The organism is Microbacterium paraoxydans, from assembly GCF_018224615.1.
Lineage (GTDB): Bacteria > Actinomycetota > Actinomycetes > Actinomycetales > Microbacteriaceae > Microbacterium > Microbacterium paraoxydans_B.
Window position 1 is genome coordinate 207879 of sequence record NZ_JAGTUK010000003.1, and the last position, 16144, is coordinate 224022.

Below are 16144 nucleotides of genomic sequence, written 5' to 3' on the forward strand. Positions count from 1 at the left end.
TTCCGTCGTCAGGCGTCGTCGGCTGCGGTGGCGGCGCGGTCGGCCTCCGCGCTGTCGATCTGGGCGTCGTCGGCGTCTTCGTCGAGCACGCGTTCGCCGTCGACCTCGCGTGTGGGCACGTCCTCGTCGTCCTTCCCGGCGAACGGGGGGACGGGCGGGATCGGGGGAGTCGGGTTGGACATCGGAGCATCCTTTCGTCGTCGGATGCGCTCCTGTCTACGACGCGCCGGGGCGCGTGACGAGACCGTTGACGCTCGCCGCCTGCGCCGCTAGCCCGGGAGGTGCGGAAACGAAGAAATCCCGCGATCTCTCGCGGGATTCTCGGTGGACCTGAGGGGACTCGAACCCCTGACCCCCTGCATGCCATGCAGGTGCGCTACCAGCTGCGCCACAGGCCCAGAAGCCGCTCCTGACCTACCGGAGCAACTCGAACAGCGTACTACACGAGTCCGTGCCGACACCAATCGGCGCCCGCACCCCGGGCGCGTCGAGGCGCGGCGGAGACGGACCCGCGGAACAACCGCGGGACGGGCGGCGTTGTTCTCGCCGTGAGCGTTCTCGACAGTCTGGTGATCGGTGCTGGTCAGGCCGGCCTGTCATCGTCGTTCCACCTCTCGCGGCTCGGGATCTCCCACGTCGTGCTCGACGCCGACGAGCGCCCCGGCGGCGCGTGGCAGCACCGCTGGGATGCGCTCACGATGCGCGACGTGCACGGGGTGGCCGAGCTGCCCGGCGACACCCCTCCCGCACGGGACGGCCGCCGTGCCAACGAGGCCGTTCCCGAGTACTTCGCCGCCTACGAGCGCGAGCACGATCTGCCCGTCGTGCGCCCCGTGCACGTGCGCCGCGTGGACGACCGCGACGGGCTGCTCGTGGTGCAGGCGCCGGAGGGGGAGTGGACCACTCGCACCCTGGTGAACGCCACGGGCACCTGGACGCACCCGTTCGTGCCGCACTTCCCGGGCATGGAGACCTTCCTCGGCGAGCAGTTGCACACGGTCGACTATCCCGGGCCCGAGCACTTCCGCGGAAAGCGGGTGCTCGTGGTGGGCGGTGGCGCCTCCGCGGTGCAGTTCCTCGGCGCTCTCGCCCCGATCACCGACACGCTGTGGGTCACGCGGCGACCGCCCGTGTGGCGCACCGACGACTTCACCCCGGAGGCCGGTGCCGCCGCGGTGGCCCTGGTCGAGCAGCGGGTCGCGGCCGGCCTGGCGCCGCAGAGCGTGGTGAGCGTCACCGGGCTCATGCTGCGTCCGCAGGAGCGCGAGGCCGAACGCCTCGGCGCCTATGCCGACCGGCGCCCGCTGTTCGCGCGCATTGAGCCGGACGGCGTGCGGTGGGCAGACGGCTCGTTCGAGCGCGTCGACGTGATCCTGTGGGCGACCGGGTTCCGCCCGGCGATCGGACACCTCGCGCCGCTGCACCTGCGCAGCGCGGCGGGCGGCATCCGCCTCGACCGCAACGGTCGCGGCACGACCGCGGTGGCCGACCCCCGCGTGCAGCTCGTCGGGTACGGCCCATCGGCGAGCACGATCGGCGCGAACCGTGCCGGACGCTCGGCGGCGAAGGGCGTGCAGCGCGCGCTGGCCGGTGCACCGGTCGCGACTGCCACGGGCTGAGGGCGCGTCCGTCGGAGCGGGGTTCGGCTTCTCGATACGCTGAAGACCATGCTGCGCATCATCTTCACGGTCGTCTGGCTCCTGCTCACGGCATGGCTGGCGATCTGGGTGGGCGAGGGGCTGTTCGGCGTCGACCAGAGGCACTCGATCCTGCCGTTCGCGGGCGAGGACACGCTCGGCGGTCCCATCCTGATCGGGGTCGCGTGGGGCCTGCTCCTCACGTTCGGCGGCACGATGTCGGGCTTCGGACGGCGCAGGAAGATCCGCGGCGAGGCGAAGATCGGAGTCGGGACCATCGTGGAGCTGTCCCGCACGGGCGTGACGATCAACGACGTGCCGCAGTACGACCTGTTCCTGCGCGTGAGCCCCGACGAGGGCGACGACTTCATCGGGCAGCTGCGGATGCTGATCGACCCCGCCGACTCCGCGGGGCTGCAGGTCGGGCAGCCGGTGCCCGTGCGGTACAGCACGACCGACCACGACACGGTCGACCTCGCCGACCTCAGCGACCCGTCCGTGCGGGAAGCGATGCTGCAGTGGCGCATCGACCGCGGTCTGATCGACCCCGCGCAGGTGCGGGCGCGCACCACGGGCATGCAGGTCCCGGCCTCGGTGCTCGAGGTGCGTCCGACCGGCCGACGCCGTGAGGGGCAGAGCGAGCTGGCGTTGAAGGTGCTGGTGGCACCGGACGGCGCCGCGACCTGGGAGGCCGACACCACCGTCTTCGTGTATCCCCAGGCGGTGTCGCGGCTGCAGGTGGGCGCGCCGATCTGGGCGTACTACCGGCGGGAGGATCCGCACACCGTCGCGGTCACGATCGAGAAGGAGGCGACGCGATGAACCCGCTCGACACGCTCATGTGGCTCGTGAACTTCCCGGCGGCGCACGGCTACGCGATGGTGTTCATCGCCGGGTTCTCGATCCTCGGACTGTTCGCCGCGTCCGCCAGGGGCGCCGCGCCGGGCAGCGCGCTTCGGGCGATCCGCGAGCGGGAGGGACTGCTGCCGCTCGACGCGCGCCCGCGGGCCAGGATCGGCGGAACCGTCGTGCGGATCGTGTTCCGCGTGCTGGCCTTCGTGATGCTCGGATCGCTCGTGATCGGCATCCTGAGCCTGACCGGGGTGCCCGTCACCCGCGCGTACATCTACGACAACGGACGGCCGACGACCGCCACGCTCGACGGGGACTGGGTGACGTTCACGACGGCGGAGGGCGTGGAGTACACGCTGGAGAGCAACTTCTTCACCCCGGCGGTGTACCCCGATCGCGACGCGTACCTCCCGAGCGACGCCCCCGTGGTGGTGCGCTATCTGCCCGATCACCCGCAGGCGTTCGTGATCGACAGCACGCAGACCCCGCGTTGAGGTCGGACCCGGCGCGTAGGCTGGGGTCATGTCGCGCGTCCTCGTCTTCGGCGGCCACGGCCGCATCGCCCTCCTGCTCGCCCCGCTGCTCGTCGCCCGCGGCGACGAGGTCACGAGCGTGATCCGCAACCCCGACCACGTGGCCGAGGTGGAGGCCACGGGAGCCCGCGCGCTGGTGGCCGACGTCGAGCAGCTCGACGTCGCCGCCATCGCCGACATCGTCCGCGGGCACGACGCCGTGGTCTGGTCGGCCGGTGCGGGCGGCGGCAACCCCGAGCGCACCTATGCGGTCGACCGCGACGCCGCGGAGCGCTCGATGGACGCGGCCGAGCAGGCCGGGGTCGATCGCTACGTGATGGTGTCGTGGCTCGGCTCCACCGCCGAGCACGGCGTCCCCGAGAGCGACCCGTTCTTCCCTTACGCCGACGCGAAGTGGGCGGCCGACGAGCACCTGCGGGCGTCGAGTCTCGCCGGGACGATCCTCGGACCGGGCACGCTCACGTTCGACGAGCCGACCGGACGCATCCGGATCGACCCGGAAGGCCGGGGCGAGGTGTCGCGGGCCGATGTCGCCGCGGTCATCGTCGAGGCGCTGCAGAACCCGGCCACGGTCGGCCGCACGATCCGCTTCGGCAACGGCGATGCGGCATCCTCGCTCCCGATCGCCGAGGCCCTCGCGGGCTGAGCGGGGCGGCGGTGTCGACGTGCGGATGAGGCACCGCGCCGTGCGGGCCGCGGGGGTGCTCGCGACCGCCGTCGTCCTCGCGCTGTGTGCTGCCCCCTCGGCGGCGCCTTCGCGCGGAGGCGGGGTCTCGGGTGCCGCGGACCCGGCCGGTGCCGACGGGGTGCAGGTGGCCGCCGCGGACGAGCTGCGTGAGGCCGCCGCGGCGCGTGTCGCGGACATGCCCGTCGCGCAGCAGGCGGCCTCGGTCGTGATGGGCCACATCGGCGGGACGGATCCTGCGGCGGTGAACGCCTACATGCAGGGCGGCTTCGGCGGTTTCATCCTGATGGGCGCCAACATCCCGGAGAGCGATGCCGAGCTGCGCGCGCTCACGGCCGCGCTCACGGTGGACCCGGCGCTGCCGCCGCTGATCGCGGTGGACCAGGAGGGCGGCGGGGTGTCTCGCCTGAACGGCGACGGGTTCCCGGCCGGGCGTGCCCTCGCGTCGCAGCCGGTCGCCGAGACCGCGGCCGCCTTCGCCGCCCGTGGCGCGCTGGTCGCCCGTGCGGGCATCACGGTCAACTTCGGCACGGTGGCCGACGTCACTGCCGACGCGGGCTCGTTCATCGCGAGCCGGACGCTCGGCGCCGACCCGGCGGCCGCCGCCGAGCGTGTGGCCGCCGCGACCACGGCGCAGGAGCCGTTCATCGCCTCGACGCTGAAGCATTTCCCCGGACACGGCGCCGCCCCCGGCGACTCCCACCGCGGGATCCCCTCCACCGGCATGACGCGGGAGGAGTGGCGTGCCACCGAGGCGGTTCCCTTCGCGGCCGGCATCGACGCCGGGGCGTCGCTGCTGATGTACGGACATCTCGCCTATACGGCCGTCGACGCCCTGCCCGCATCGCTCTCGCCGACGTGGCACGAGATCGCCAGGACCGACCTTGGCTTCGACGGCGTCTCGGTGACGGACGACCTGGGCATGCTCCTGTCCTCCGGCGACCCGGCCTACGCCGACCCGGTCGCGAACGCCGTGGCCGCCGTCGCCGCCGGGAACGACCTCGTGCTCATGGTCGCGGGGTCGGACGCGCAGACCGCGGGGCGGATGGCCGCCGGGATCGCCGCAGCCGTCGAGGCGGGCACGCTGCCGGCCGAGCGCCTCGCCGATGCCGCCACGCGGGTGCTGGCCCTGCGGATGCAGCTCGCCGGGGCGACCGCGACCTGGAGCGTCTGCGACTCCTGCACCCCGGTCGGCTGAGGCTCAGGCCGCCGCGCGCGCGTCCGGCCCGAGCCACGCCTGGAGCAGCGCCGCACGCAGTACGGTGCCGCGCTCCGCGAAGCCGCGCTGCCGTCGCACGTACTCGGCCTTGCCCTCCGGGGTCTCGATGCGCACGGGCTCCACGTCCCACGCCGTCAGGTCGTACGGGGCGGCCTGCATGTCGAGCAGCCGGATGTCCCGCGCGAGCTCGTAGGTGTCGAGCAGCAGCTCGCCGGGCACGAGGGGCCCGAGCTTCATGGCCCATTTGTACAGGTCCATGCCCGCGTGCAGACACCCGGGCTGCTCGACCAGGGGCTGCGCGTCGCGGCTGAGCGTCGTCCGGTTTCGCGGCACGGCCTCCGGGGTGAAGAAGCGGAACGCGTCGAAGTGGGTGCAGCGCAGGTCGTGGGCCTCGACGACGGCGTCGGTGCCGTCCTTCCCGAGACGCAGCGGCACGGGATGGCGGTGCTCTTCCGCGCGGTACACCATGGCCCACTCGTGCAGCCCGAAGCAGCCGAACTGCCCGGGTCGCGCGGCCGTGCGCCGCAGCATGCGCTCCACGAGGGCGGCGAGTTCGGGCTTCTCGGCCGCGTAGCGCCCGGCATCGGGAGCCACGGTGCCGGGGGTCGTGCCGGGGGAGTACCAGCGCCAGCCCGCGCGCTCGGCCGCGTCGCGCAGCTCGACCCCCGCCCCGGGGTGCCAGCGCCGCAGCTGCGCGGGCTTGTAGGCGTAGTAGGTGTGCAGGAAGTCCCACACCGGGTGCTTCTCGCCGCGGGCGACGCGGGCCCGATGCTCCGCGGTCAGCCCGTCGGCACGCTCCTGGTGTGCGCGCTCCCGCGGGAGCCACTCCTCGCGCGACAGTGCCATGTCAGTGCAGGATGCCCACGTCGCCGAGCTGATCGCGCAGTCCCGCGCCGTCCTCGGCGCTCACCCACGGCGCGGCATCCGCCTCGTGCGACTCCATCTCGGCGCGGCCGCCCGCCAGCACCGCCTCCGCGGGCAGCAGGCGACGGATGGCGACGCCCGCGACCGAGTCGGGGTGCTCCTCCTGGAACTGCGTGTAGATCGCCTCGTCGTGCTGACCGTCGTCGCCGATCAGCAGCCACCGCACGTCGGGGAACTCCGTGGCCAGGCGGCGCAGATTCGTCAGCTTGTGCTCGCGGCCGCTGCGGAACCAGCGGTCGTGCGTGGGACCCCAGTCGGTGAGCAGCAGGGAGCCCGCGGGGAACAGGTGCCGCCCGAGGAACCGGGAGAGCGTCGGCGCGACGTTCCAGGCGCCCGTGGACAGGTACACCATCGGTGCACCGGGGTGCTGACGCAGCAGCTGATCGAGCAGCACCGCCATGCCGGGGACCGGGATGCGGGCGTGCTCGTCGACCACGAAGGAGTTCCAGAACGCGATGAACGGGCGGGGGAGCGCCGTGACCATGACGGTGTCGTCCACATCCGACACGACACCGAACCGGGTGTCCTCCGCGACGATGAACGCTCGCGCTTCGATCGGCTCCTGCCCCTCGACGGTGACCGTGAACGTCTGCCAGCCCGGCTCGAGGTCGGCGCGGATCACGGCGTCGATCACGCCGCCGCGGTCGGCGACCACCTGGTGCGTGCTGTCGCCGACGTGCACGCTCACCGAGGCGAAGCCGACCGGGATGCCCACGAAGCTGCGCCAGCCGCGGATGCTCGCCGGCTCGCCGTCCCTGTTCCGGCGCTGCGGCGGCACGATGAGCACTCGGCCGAGCACGCGTACCCACCCGGGACCGCCGTAGCCGGGGAAGGGCAGGATCGTGGCGCTGCGGCCGCGTCGGCGCGCTCGCCCCTCGCGCCACACATGGAGGCGGTGCTCGAGCCGTGCGAACCAGTGGATCCTGGGCGCCGGGGGTGGGGAGGCCATTGCCTCAGTCTTTCACGTCGGCGTCGGCCTCCGCCTCCGGGGCCTCCAGATGCCGGGCCTCCAGGCGGTGCAGGAGTCGCTTGCCGAAGTACGCCAGGATCAGGAACAGCGCGATCACGCCGACGAAGATGTACCCGGCGAAGTGCACCCGGTCGACGAGCTCGCGGAAGCTCCCGGCGGCGAGAGACGTGACGCTCACGTACGCGGACGCCCAGATGATGCACGCCGGGGTCGTCCAGGCCAGGAAACGACGGTAGGGGTACTCGCTCATCCCCACGGTCAGGGGCACGAGGGAGTGCAGCACGGGGAGGAAGCGCGAGAGGAAGATGGCGATGCCGCCGCGGCGCGCCAGGTAGTTCTCCGCGCGCACCCAGTTGTGCTCACCGATGCGACGCCCCAGCCACGACGTGCGGATGTGAGGGCCGAGCCACCGGCCGAGCCAGAAGCCGATGCTCTCCCCGATCAGGGCGCCGACGACGACGGCCGCTCCCATCGCCACACCCTCCCACGGGGAGGCGACCCCCATGGAGGCGATGATGACGATCGTGTCGCCGGGGACGACGAGACCGATCAGGATGCTCGTCTCCAGCATGACCGCGAGCCCGGCGACCAGCGTGCGCGTGACCGGATCGATCGACTGCACGGTGTCGAGGAGCCAGAGCAGGAGGTCATCCACCCCATGAGAATATCGGCAGGTCCCGGACCTAGGCTGGGAAGGTGCGTGCGCACCTGAGCCCCCGACCCCTGCCGACCTGGGTGGACCCCGAGCGGCTGTTCTCCGCGCTCGCCGCCCGCGCGGACGACCTGTTCTGGCTCGATGCGGGAGACGGCGCCGTGGCCGGGTGGAGCCTGCTCGGAGTCGGCGTGCCTGCGTCGCGGCCGGACGACGTGCGGCTCGACGACCGCCGTGCCACCGACCCGGCACTGCCCCCGTTCCTCGGTGGCTGGGTGGGCTGGTGCGCGTACGAGGGCGGTGCCGCGGCCGCCGGCTCTCCCGTGGCGACGGACGGCGCCGATGCGGACGGCTGGATGCGGGTGACGCAGGCGATCGCCTGGGACCATGAGCGCCACCGCCTGTGGGCGCTCGACACCGACCCCTCCCACGCGCCGTCCTGGGCGGAGGAACTGGTGGCGGCTGCGGCGGACCCGGGGCCCGTGCCGCCCGCCCCGGCCCTCCGCGCGGCCGTGGCCCGGCACGCACCCGGGGAGTACGCCGACCTCATCGAGCGGTGCCGGGCGCTGATCCGGGCGGGCATCGCCTATCAGCTCTGCCTCACGACGCGCTTCACCGTGCCGGGCGCGCACGATCCGGTCGAGGTGTACCGGCGGCTGCGGTCGGCGACCCCCGCGCACCACGGCGGCTTCGTGCGCATCGGCGGCCGGGCGCTGCTGAGCGCGAGTCCCGAGCAGTTCCTCCACGCGGCGGGGGGAGTCGTCCGCACCCGGCCGATCAAGGGCACCCGACCGCGCGACGCCGACCCGCACCGTGACGCCGCGCTCGCGGCCGAGCTCGCCGCCGATCCCAAGGAACGCGCCGAGAACGTGATGATCGTGGACCTCATGCGCAACGACCTGTCGCGCGTGTGCGTGCCCGGCACGATCCGCGTGGACGGGCTGTGGGTGGTGGAGAGCTATCCGGCCGTGCACCAGCTCGTGAGCACGGTGAGCGGCACCCTCGCGGAGGGGGTCACGGTCGGCGCGCTGCTGGGAGCCGCGTTTCCCGCTGGCAGCATGACCGGGGCGCCGAAGCTCTCCGCCATGACGCGGTTGCACGAGCTGGAGGGCGGCCCGCGGGGCATCTACGCGGGGTGCTTCGGCTACGTCGGAACCGACGGCACGCTCGACCTCGCGATGGTGATCCGCAGCATCGTGATCGCGGACGACGAGGCGACGGTCGGCGCGGGCGGAGGGATCACGTGGGGCTCCGTGCCGTCGGCGGAGGTCGCCGAGGTCGCGACCAAGGCGAGGGCTCCGCTGGCGGCGCTGGGCGCGGAGCCGCCCGCCCCCTGGGCTTCCGATATCCTGAACTGATCCCGCAATTTCCATCAGATTGGTCGTGCGTTCGTTGTCTGAGAACCTGTCCACCGCTCCCGTCGACGAGGAGATCTCCTCGGCGCACGCCATCCAGGCCAAGTGGCAGAAGTACTGGGCGGAGCACGAGACGTTCCTCACCGGCGGCGATGACGACACCCGCCCGCGGCGCTACGTCCTGGCGATGTTCCCGTACCCGTCGGGCGACCTGCACATGGGGCACGCGGAGAACTACCTCTACTCCGACATCGTGGCGCGCTTCTGGCGTCACCGTGGCCACAACGTGCTGAACCCGATCGGCTGGGACTCGTTCGGCCTGCCCGCCGAGAACGCGGCGATCCGCCAGGGCGCAGACCCCCGCGAGTGGACCTATCAGAACATCGCGCAGCAGAAGGTCGGCTTCGAGCAGTACGGCGTCTCGTTCGACTGGAGCCGCGTGCTCCACACGTCCGACCCGGAGTACTACCGCTGGAACCAGTGGCTGTTCCTGAAGATGTACGAGCGGGGCCTGGCGTACCGCAAGAAGAGCCCGGTCAACTGGTGCCCGAACGACCAGACGGTGCTGGCGAACGAGCAGGTCGTCGACGGCCGCTGTGAACGCTGCGGCTACGAGGTCGTCAAGAAGAAGCTGACCCAGTGGTACTTCCGCATCACCGACTACGCGGACCGGCTGCTCGACGACCTGAACCAGCTCGAGGGTTTCTGGCCGCACAAGGTGCTGCAGATGCAGCGCAACTGGATCGGCCGCTCGGTGGGTGCCGATGTGGACTTCCGCATCGAGGGCCGTGAGGAGCCGGTGACGGTGTTCTCCACCCGTCCCGACACGCTGCACGGCGCGACGTTCTTCGTCGTGGCGCCCGACTCCGATCTGGCCGCCGAGCTGGCCGCCGAGGCTCCGATCGAGGTGCGTCAGCGATTCCAGGACTATCTGGAGCAGGTGCAGAAGGAGAGCGACATCGATCGGCAGTCCACGGACCGCCCGAAGACGGGTGTGTTCCTGGAGCGCTACGCCATCAACCCGGTGAACGGCGAGAAGCTGCCGGTGTGGGCGGCCGACTACGTGCTGGCCGACTACGGGCACGGTGCCGTGATGGCCGTTCCCGCGCACGACCAGCGCGACCTCGACTTCGCGCGCGCCTTCGACCTGCCGGTGAAGGTCGTGGTCGACACGACCGCACCCATCACGGGCGCCATGCCGGTGATCGAGGTCGACGAGGAGGGCGTGCCGATCGACACGGGTGCCGCGCTCGACGAGCAGCACCCGGCGACCACGGGTGTCGCGCTCACGGGTGACGGCCGCATGATCAACTCCGGTCCGCTGAACGGGCTGTCCAAGCGCAACGCGATCGCCCGTGCGATCGAGCAGCTCGAGGCCTCCGGCACCGGGCGGGCGGCGAAGAACTATCGCCTGCGCGACTGGCTCATCTCGCGGCAGCGTTTCTGGGGTACGCCGATCCCGATGCTGCACGGCGAGGACGGCCGCATCGTGCCGGTGCCGGAAGACCGGCTGCCGGTGAAGCTGCCGAGCGTCGAGGGACTCGACCTGAAGCCCAAGGGCACGTCGCCGCTGGGCGGAGCCGAGAGCTGGGTGCGCACGACCGACCCGGAGACGGGCGACCCGATGCTGCGCGACCCCGACACGATGGACACGTTCGTCGACAGCTCGTGGTACTTCCTGCGCTTCCTCTCGCCGAACAGCGACACCGTCGCGTTCGACCCGGCGCAGGCGTCGCGCTGGGCCCCGGTGGACTCCTACATCGGCGGCGTCGAGCACGCGATCCTGCACCTGCTGTACGCGCGCTTCATCACCAAGGTCCTGTTCGACATGGGCCTGATCGACTTCACCGAGCCGTTCTCGAACCTGATCAACCAGGGCATGGTGCTGCTCGACGGGCAGAAGATGTCCAAGAGCAAGGGCAACCTGGTGCTGTTCCAGGAAGAGCTCGATGCCCACGGCGCCGACGCGCTGCGGGTGGGCCTTGCGTTCGCCGGTCCCGTGGAAGACGACAAGGACTGGGCGGACGTGTCCACCACGGGCGCGCAGAAGTTCCTGTCTCGTGCCCTGCGCATCGCGCACGAGGTGTCGAGCCCGGTCGATGTGGTGTTCGACGGCGGAGACGCCGCGCTGCGCCGCGCCACGCACAAGCTGCTGGCGGAGGCTCCGGCCCTGGTCGAGCAGACGAAGTTCAACGTGCTGGTCGCCCGCCTCATGGAGCTGGTCAACATCACGCGCAAGACGATCGACGGTGCGGGCGGTGCGGGCGACCCCGCGGTGCGCGAGGCCGCCGAGACGATCGCCGTCATGCTCGACCTGATCGCCCCGCACACCGCGGAGGAGATGTGGGAGCTGCTGGGTCACGAGCCGTCCGTCGGACTGGTCACGTGGCGGTCGGCCGACCCCGCGCTGCTCGTGGAGGACACCGTCACGGCCGTCGTGCAGGTGGGCGGCAAGGTCCGCGCGCAGCTCGAGGTGCCCGCGCGCATCGGCGAGGCCGAGCTCGAGGCGCTGGCCCGGGCGGACGAGCGCGTGATCCGGTCGATCGGCGAGCGCGAGATCGTGAAGGTCGTCGTGCGGGCTCCGAAGATCGTCAGCATCGTCGTCAAGGGCTGAGCCGGCCGCGACGTCCGACGCTCCTCCGCCTCCGGGTGGGGGAGCGTCGCGCGTGCGGCGGCCCTGCGGCGCTCGTGCTCCGTGCGGCGCGGGCGGTTCGGCCCTCCACGAAGCGGATGCCGATGACGTTGTGCACCGGCCGCGCAGTTGCCGAGGCCTCGGCGATCCGCTGGGGGCTCCGCGCGCCTAGCGTGACCGGGTGACCTCCCCTCATCCCGCCGATCCGCCCGGTGCCCCCGGGCAACGCGGCGCGCTCGATCCCGCCGATCCAGCCGACGCGCCCTGGGCACCCGGCGCGTCCGGTCCCATCGACCCGTCCGATCCGATCGACCCGCCGGACCGACGGAAGGGACCCGACCGACGCGAGGCACCCGGCTCGCCCGACCCCCTCGCCCCACGACGACGGCTCCGGCTCGGAGTGGGGGCGGCCGTGGTGCTGGGACTCGTCGTGCTCTCGGCCGCGGTGGGGCTGGGCCTGCTGCGCGGCCAGGCATCCGCGGTCGAGTCGGTGCCCGTTGCCGCGGAGACGTCGTCGAGCACCGACAGCACCGGCGAACTTTACGTGCATGTGCTGGGCGCGGTGGAGCGACCGGGGCTGTACGTCGTCGGCGCGGACGCGCGCCTCGTGGACGCTCTGGCCGCGGCGGGCGGCACGACCGACATGGCGGACCTCGCCGCGGTCAACCTGGCGCGACGGGTGGAGGACGGCGAGCAGATCGTCGTGCCGGCGGTCGGAGCGACCGTGCCAGGGGCTGCGGCGGTGCCCTCCGACGGCCGGATCGACCTGAACACGGCAGATGCGGCGGCACTGGAGACGCTGCCGCGGATCGGCCCGGCGCTGGCGGCGCGTATCGTGACGTGGCGCGAGGAGAACGGGCGCTTCCAGTCCGTGGACGATCTGCTGGCGGTGCCGGGCATCGGTGAGAAGCTGCTCGCGGGGCTCCGCGACGGCGTCCGGGTATGAAGGCACGCGACCTGCGGCTGCTTCCCGTGGCAGTGGGGTCCTGGGCTGCAGCCCTGCTCGGAGTGTTCGTTCCGTCGAGCGCGTGGGGGTGCGCGATCGTGTGCGGGGGCGCCGCAGCGGGCGTGCTGTGCGTGCGAATGCTCGGACGGCGGCGCGGCGGCGGGCTCCTGCTCCTGGTGCTCGCGGCGGCCTCGGCGACGGCTGTGTCCGTCGGGTTCGCCGCGCCGGCACGGGAGGCGGTGGCGCAGCACGGCGGCCGGGTCGTGGAGGCGGTGGTCGACGTCACCTCGTCGGCATCCACGGGCCAGGACGGACGGCTGTGGGTCGAGGCGGGCACTCGGGGCCTCGGCACCCCGGGCCATGCGACCGCGGTCACCGTGCCGCTCCGCGCGGGGCTCCCCGCGGGCGTCGGCGCCGACCTCGGCGCGCGGTTGCGCGTGGTGGGAGAGACCTCAGCGACCGGACCCGGCGAACGGTCGGTGCTGGTGCTCTACGCCACGACGGTCGAGGTGATGGAGCCGCCCTCGGGGGTGTTCCGCGTGGCCGCGGAGCTGCGTCACGCCTTCGTCGCGCGCGCCCTGCGGTTGCCCGAACCCGGCGGTGCCCTGCTGCCCGGTCTCGCGGTGGGCGACACGACGGCGGTGGGCAGGGCTCTCGCCGACGACATGCGCACGAGCGGCCTGAGTCACCTGACCGCGGTGTCGGGCGCCAACTGCGCGATCGTGGTGGCCGCGGTCTTCGCGCTCACCGGGGTGTGCGGGGGAGGGCGCAGGCTGCGGGTCGTGCTGGCCGCCGTGGCTCTGGGCGGGTTCGTGGTACTCGTCACCCCGGAGCCGAGTGTGATCCGGGCGGCCGTGATGGCGGGTGCGGGCATGCTGTCGGTGCTGCTCGGGCGGCCCAGCGCGGGAGCCGGTGTCCTGGCGGTCTCCGTGGTGGCCATCCTGGTCGCGGACCCCTGGCTGGCGGCGACGCCCGGCTTCGCGCTCTCGGTGGCGGCCACGGCTGCGCTGATCCTGCTCGCGCCCCCGCTTGCCAGGGGCCTCAGACGATGGCTGCCCTGGCCGATCGCGCTGGCGGTCGCCGTGCCGCTGTCTGCGCAGCTCGTGTGCGGTCCGATCATCGCCCTGTTCGCGGAGCAGCAGTCGCTCGTCGGAGTCGCCGCGAACCTGCTCGCCGAGCCGGCTGCACCCGTGGCGACCGTGATCGGGCTGCTCGCATGCCTTGCTGCGCCGATCCCCGTGCTGCCCGATCTGCTCGCGGCGTCGGCGTGGCTCCCCGCCGCGTGGATCGCCACGACCGCGCACGTCACGTCGGCACTCCCCGGCGCGCAGGTCGTGCTGCCCGCTGGTCTCGGCAGCGCCGCGGTGGTCGCGGTCGTCGGTGCCGCGGTGGCGGTCGTGGTCGTTCGGCCACGGGTGAGCGGGCGGGAGTCGCGGCGACGGGTGCTCAGGGCCGCCAGCGGATCGCGGATCGTGCACGGCGCGGCGGTGGCACTCCTCGTCGTGGTGCTCGCGCTCGCGGGCGCGCGCGTGATGCTCGACGGCCCGCTCGCCATCGCCACCGCGCCGGCGTCGTGGTCGATCGCTGCCTGCGACGTGGGGCAGGGCGACGCGGTGCTCGTGCGCTCGGAGGGCGAGGTCGCGCTGGTCGACACGGGCCCGGAGCCCGCACCGCTCGACAGCTGTCTGCGTTCCCTGGGCATCGATCACGTCGATCTGCTGGTGCTCACGCATTTCGACCTCGACCATGCGGGCGGCCTCGATGCCGTCCGGGGGAGGATCGGCCGGGTTCTCCACGGTCCCCCCGCAGACGCGAACGACGATCGCACCCTCGCCCGCCTGGCCGCGTCCGGGGCGCGGGTCGAGCAGGCGGCTGCGGGGAGCCGGGGCATGCTCGGGGGTGCTGCGTGGCACGTGCGATGGCCGGTGCGCGACACGGCGGCCTTCCCGCCCGGCAACGACCTCGGGGTCGTGGTCGAGTTCTCCGGGGGAGGGGTGCCGCGGTCGCTGTTCCTCTCCGACCTCTCGGCCGCCCCGCAGCGGATGCTCCTGCGCGCCGCACGCCTCGGGCACTACGCGGTCGTGAAGGTCGCGCACCACGGTAGTGCCGACCAGGATTCCGGGCTCTATCGGGCGCTGTCGCCCGCGGTCGCCCTGATCAGCGTGGGCGCAGGAAACGACTACGGCCACCCGCGCCGTGAGACGCTCGACCTTCTGGCTGCCGCCGGGGCGCGGGTGCTGCGCACCGATCAGTGCGGGCGCATCCTGCTCGGCCTCGGCCGTGGCGGTGTCGAGGTGTGGACCGACGTGCAGCCGCCGTGATCCATGCGACCGGGGTGTCCGGGGCCGCCGGTAGGCTGGATCCATGGCAGCGTCCCGTCCCTCCGCCCGCGGCGGCGCGAAGCCCGCGAAGATCCCGCAGGTGTCGTGGCGGGAGCCCCGCCCCGCCCCGGTGGTCCTGGTCTCCGGGCCCGAGGAGGTGTGTGCGGAGCGGGCGATCGCCGGCGTCCGCGACTACCTCCGTGCGGAAGACCCGGCGCTCGAGGTCAGCGATGTCCGCGCCGACGACTACGCCCCGGGCACGCTGCTGTCGCTCACCTCGCCGTCGCTGTTCGGCGAGCCGCGGCTGGTCCGCGTATCGGGTGTCGAGAAGTGCTCCGATGCGTTCCTGCAGGAGGCGGTGTCGTATCTGGAGCAGCCGCAGGAGGGCGCCACGGTCGTGCTGCGTCACACGGGGGCGAGCGTGCGCGGCAAGAAGCTGCTCGACGCGATCCGCGCCGGGACGGGCGGCGGCATCGAGATCCCGTGCCCGGCGATCAAGCGCGACGGTGACCGGGTCGACTTCGCCGCGGGCGAGTTCGCGGCCGCCAAGAAGCGCATCGCCCCGCCGGCCCTGCGCGCGCTCGTGTCGGCCTTCGCGGACGACCTCACCGAGCTCGCTGCCGCATGCCAGCAGCTGATCGGCGACGTCGAAGGCGACATCACGGAAGACGTGGTCACGAAGTACTACGGTGGTCGCGTCGAGGTGTCGGCGTTCGTGGTCGCCGACACCGCGATCGCTGGTCGGTACGGCGAGGCGCTGGTCTCGCTCCGGCACGCGCTGGCGTCCGGGGCGGATCCGGTGCCGATGGTCGCGGCGTTCGCGATGAAGCTGCGCACCATGGCGCGGGTGGCGGGCAACCGGGAGCCGAGCCGTCAGCTCGCGCAGCGCCTCGGCATGAAGGACTGGCAGGTCGACCGTGCGCGGCGCGATCTGGCGGGGTGGAACGAGCGGTCGCTCGGCATGGCGATCCAGGCCACGGCCCGCGCTGACGCCGAGGTGAAGGGGGCGGCGCGTGACCCGATCTTCGCGCTCGAGCGCATGGTCACCGTGATCGCCACCCGGCAACCGTTCGGCGGCTGAGCCCGCGCCCGCATGGCGGGCATGACAGAAGGCCCGCCTCCTCGTGAGGAGACGGGCCTTCCGGATGATCAGAGGCTCAGAGAGCGGCGACCTTCTTGGCGATGGCCGACTTGCGGTTCGCCGCCTGGTTCTTGTGGAGCACGCCCTTGCTGACGGCCTTGTCGAGCTTGACCGAGGCCTTCTTCAGGACCTTCTCGGCGGCGGCCTTGTCGCCGGCGGCGACGGCCTCGCGGGTCTGGCGGACGAGAGTCTTCAGCTCGCTCTTCACGGCCTTGTTGCGCTCGTGAGCCTTCTCGTTGGTCTTGTTGCGCTTGATCTGCGACTTGATGTTTGCCAC

Annotated in this window: 15 protein-coding genes and 1 tRNA gene; 10 read left to right on the forward strand and 6 right to left on the reverse strand. The window is 72.6% G+C overall.

Features of this window, described 5'->3' with window-relative positions; genetic code table 11:
* Window positions 1-8 precede the first annotated feature (8 nt).
* Window positions 9-182 (reverse strand): hypothetical protein, encoded by a 174-nt coding sequence (locus tag KE274_RS11140; protein WP_211543756.1) that lies wholly within the window; start codon window positions 180-182, stop codon window positions 9-11.
* Window positions 183-325: 143 nt separating this feature from the next.
* Window positions 326-398: transfer RNA gene (locus KE274_RS11145), tRNA-Ala, on the reverse strand.
* Window positions 399-548: 150 nt separating this feature from the next.
* Here KE274_RS11145 and KE274_RS11150 point away from each other — a divergent pair.
* Genes KE274_RS11150 through KE274_RS11170 form a run of 5 tightly spaced genes read left to right on the forward strand, consistent with a single transcriptional unit; the run spans window position 549 to window position 4905 of the window.
* Window positions 549-1619 (forward strand): NAD(P)-binding domain-containing protein, encoded by a 1071-nt coding sequence (locus KE274_RS11150; protein ID WP_211543758.1) that lies wholly within the window; start codon window positions 549-551, stop codon window positions 1617-1619.
* 48 nt (window positions 1620-1667) lie between these two features.
* On the forward strand, window positions 1668-2459 hold the full coding sequence (locus KE274_RS11155) for a hypothetical protein (protein WP_211543760.1): 792 nt from the start codon (window positions 1668-1670) through the stop codon (window positions 2457-2459).
* A complete protein-coding gene (locus KE274_RS11160; RefSeq protein ID WP_211543762.1) occupies window positions 2456-2983 on the forward strand; it encodes a hypothetical protein in 528 nt (175 codons plus the stop codon). Before KE274_RS11155 ends, KE274_RS11160 begins: the two co-directional genes overlap by 4 nt.
* A 28-nt stretch (window positions 2984-3011) precedes the next feature.
* Window positions 3012-3668: an SDR family oxidoreductase gene (locus KE274_RS11165; protein WP_211543764.1), complete on the forward strand. Its 657-nt coding sequence runs from the start codon at window positions 3012-3014 to the stop codon at window positions 3666-3668.
* A gap of 25 nt (window positions 3669-3693) precedes the next feature.
* Window positions 3694-4905, forward strand: a complete 1212-nt coding sequence (locus tag KE274_RS11170; RefSeq protein WP_211543766.1) for a glycoside hydrolase family 3 N-terminal domain-containing protein — start codon at window positions 3694-3696, stop codon at window positions 4903-4905.
* Between the two features lie 3 nt (window positions 4906-4908).
* Here the strand turns inward: KE274_RS11170 and KE274_RS11175 are convergent, their stop codons facing one another.
* The 3 genes from KE274_RS11175 to KE274_RS11185 are packed head-to-tail and all read right to left on the reverse strand — an operon-like array spanning window position 4909 to window position 7475.
* Window positions 4909-5772, reverse strand: a complete 864-nt coding sequence (locus tag KE274_RS11175; RefSeq protein ID WP_211543768.1) for a 3-methyladenine DNA glycosylase — start codon at window positions 5770-5772, stop codon at window positions 4909-4911.
* Window position 5773: 1 nt separating this feature from the next.
* Window positions 5774-6799 carry an App1 family protein gene (locus KE274_RS11180; RefSeq protein WP_211543770.1) on the reverse strand — a complete coding sequence of 342 codons (1026 nt, stop codon included), beginning with the start codon at window positions 6797-6799 and terminating at the stop codon, window positions 5774-5776.
* A 4-nt stretch (window positions 6800-6803) separates the two neighbouring features.
* On the reverse strand, window positions 6804-7475 hold the full coding sequence (locus KE274_RS11185; RefSeq protein ID WP_211543771.1) for a DedA family protein: 672 nt from the start codon (window positions 7473-7475) through the stop codon (window positions 6804-6806).
* Window positions 7476-7516: 41 nt separating this feature from the next.
* On the opposite strand from KE274_RS11185, the gene KE274_RS11190 reads away from it, so the two are divergent.
* The 5 genes from KE274_RS11190 to holA all read left to right on the forward strand — a co-directional run bounded on the left by KE274_RS11190 (window position 7517) and on the right by holA (window position 15807).
* Window positions 7517-8830 (forward strand): anthranilate synthase component I family protein, encoded by a 1314-nt coding sequence (locus KE274_RS11190; protein WP_211543773.1) that lies wholly within the window; start codon window positions 7517-7519, stop codon window positions 8828-8830.
* 34 nt (window positions 8831-8864) lie between these two features.
* Entirely contained in the window at window positions 8865-11441 is a 2577-nt protein-coding gene (gene leuS, locus KE274_RS11195) for a leucine--tRNA ligase (RefSeq protein ID WP_249186371.1), read from the forward strand.
* Window positions 11442-11640: 199 nt separating this feature from the next.
* Window positions 11641-12405, forward strand: coding sequence for a ComEA family DNA-binding protein (locus KE274_RS11200; protein WP_307872197.1), 765 nt, complete (start codon window positions 11641-11643; stop codon window positions 12403-12405).
* Window positions 12402-14726: a ComEC/Rec2 family competence protein gene (locus tag KE274_RS11205; protein WP_211543777.1), complete on the forward strand. Its 2325-nt coding sequence runs from the start codon at window positions 12402-12404 to the stop codon at window positions 14724-14726. The genes KE274_RS11200 and KE274_RS11205 overlap by 4 nt, the downstream gene beginning before the upstream one ends.
* 43 nt (window positions 14727-14769) lie before the next feature.
* Window positions 14770-15807, forward strand: coding sequence for a DNA polymerase III subunit delta (gene holA / locus KE274_RS11210; RefSeq protein ID WP_211543780.1), 1038 nt, complete (start codon window positions 14770-14772; stop codon window positions 15805-15807).
* Between the two features lie 76 nt (window positions 15808-15883).
* Here the strand turns inward: holA and rpsT are convergent, their stop codons facing one another.
* Complete coding sequence (rpsT, locus tag KE274_RS11215; RefSeq protein WP_211543782.1) at window positions 15884-16144, reverse strand: 30S ribosomal protein S20; 261 nt, start codon at window positions 16142-16144, stop codon at window positions 15884-15886.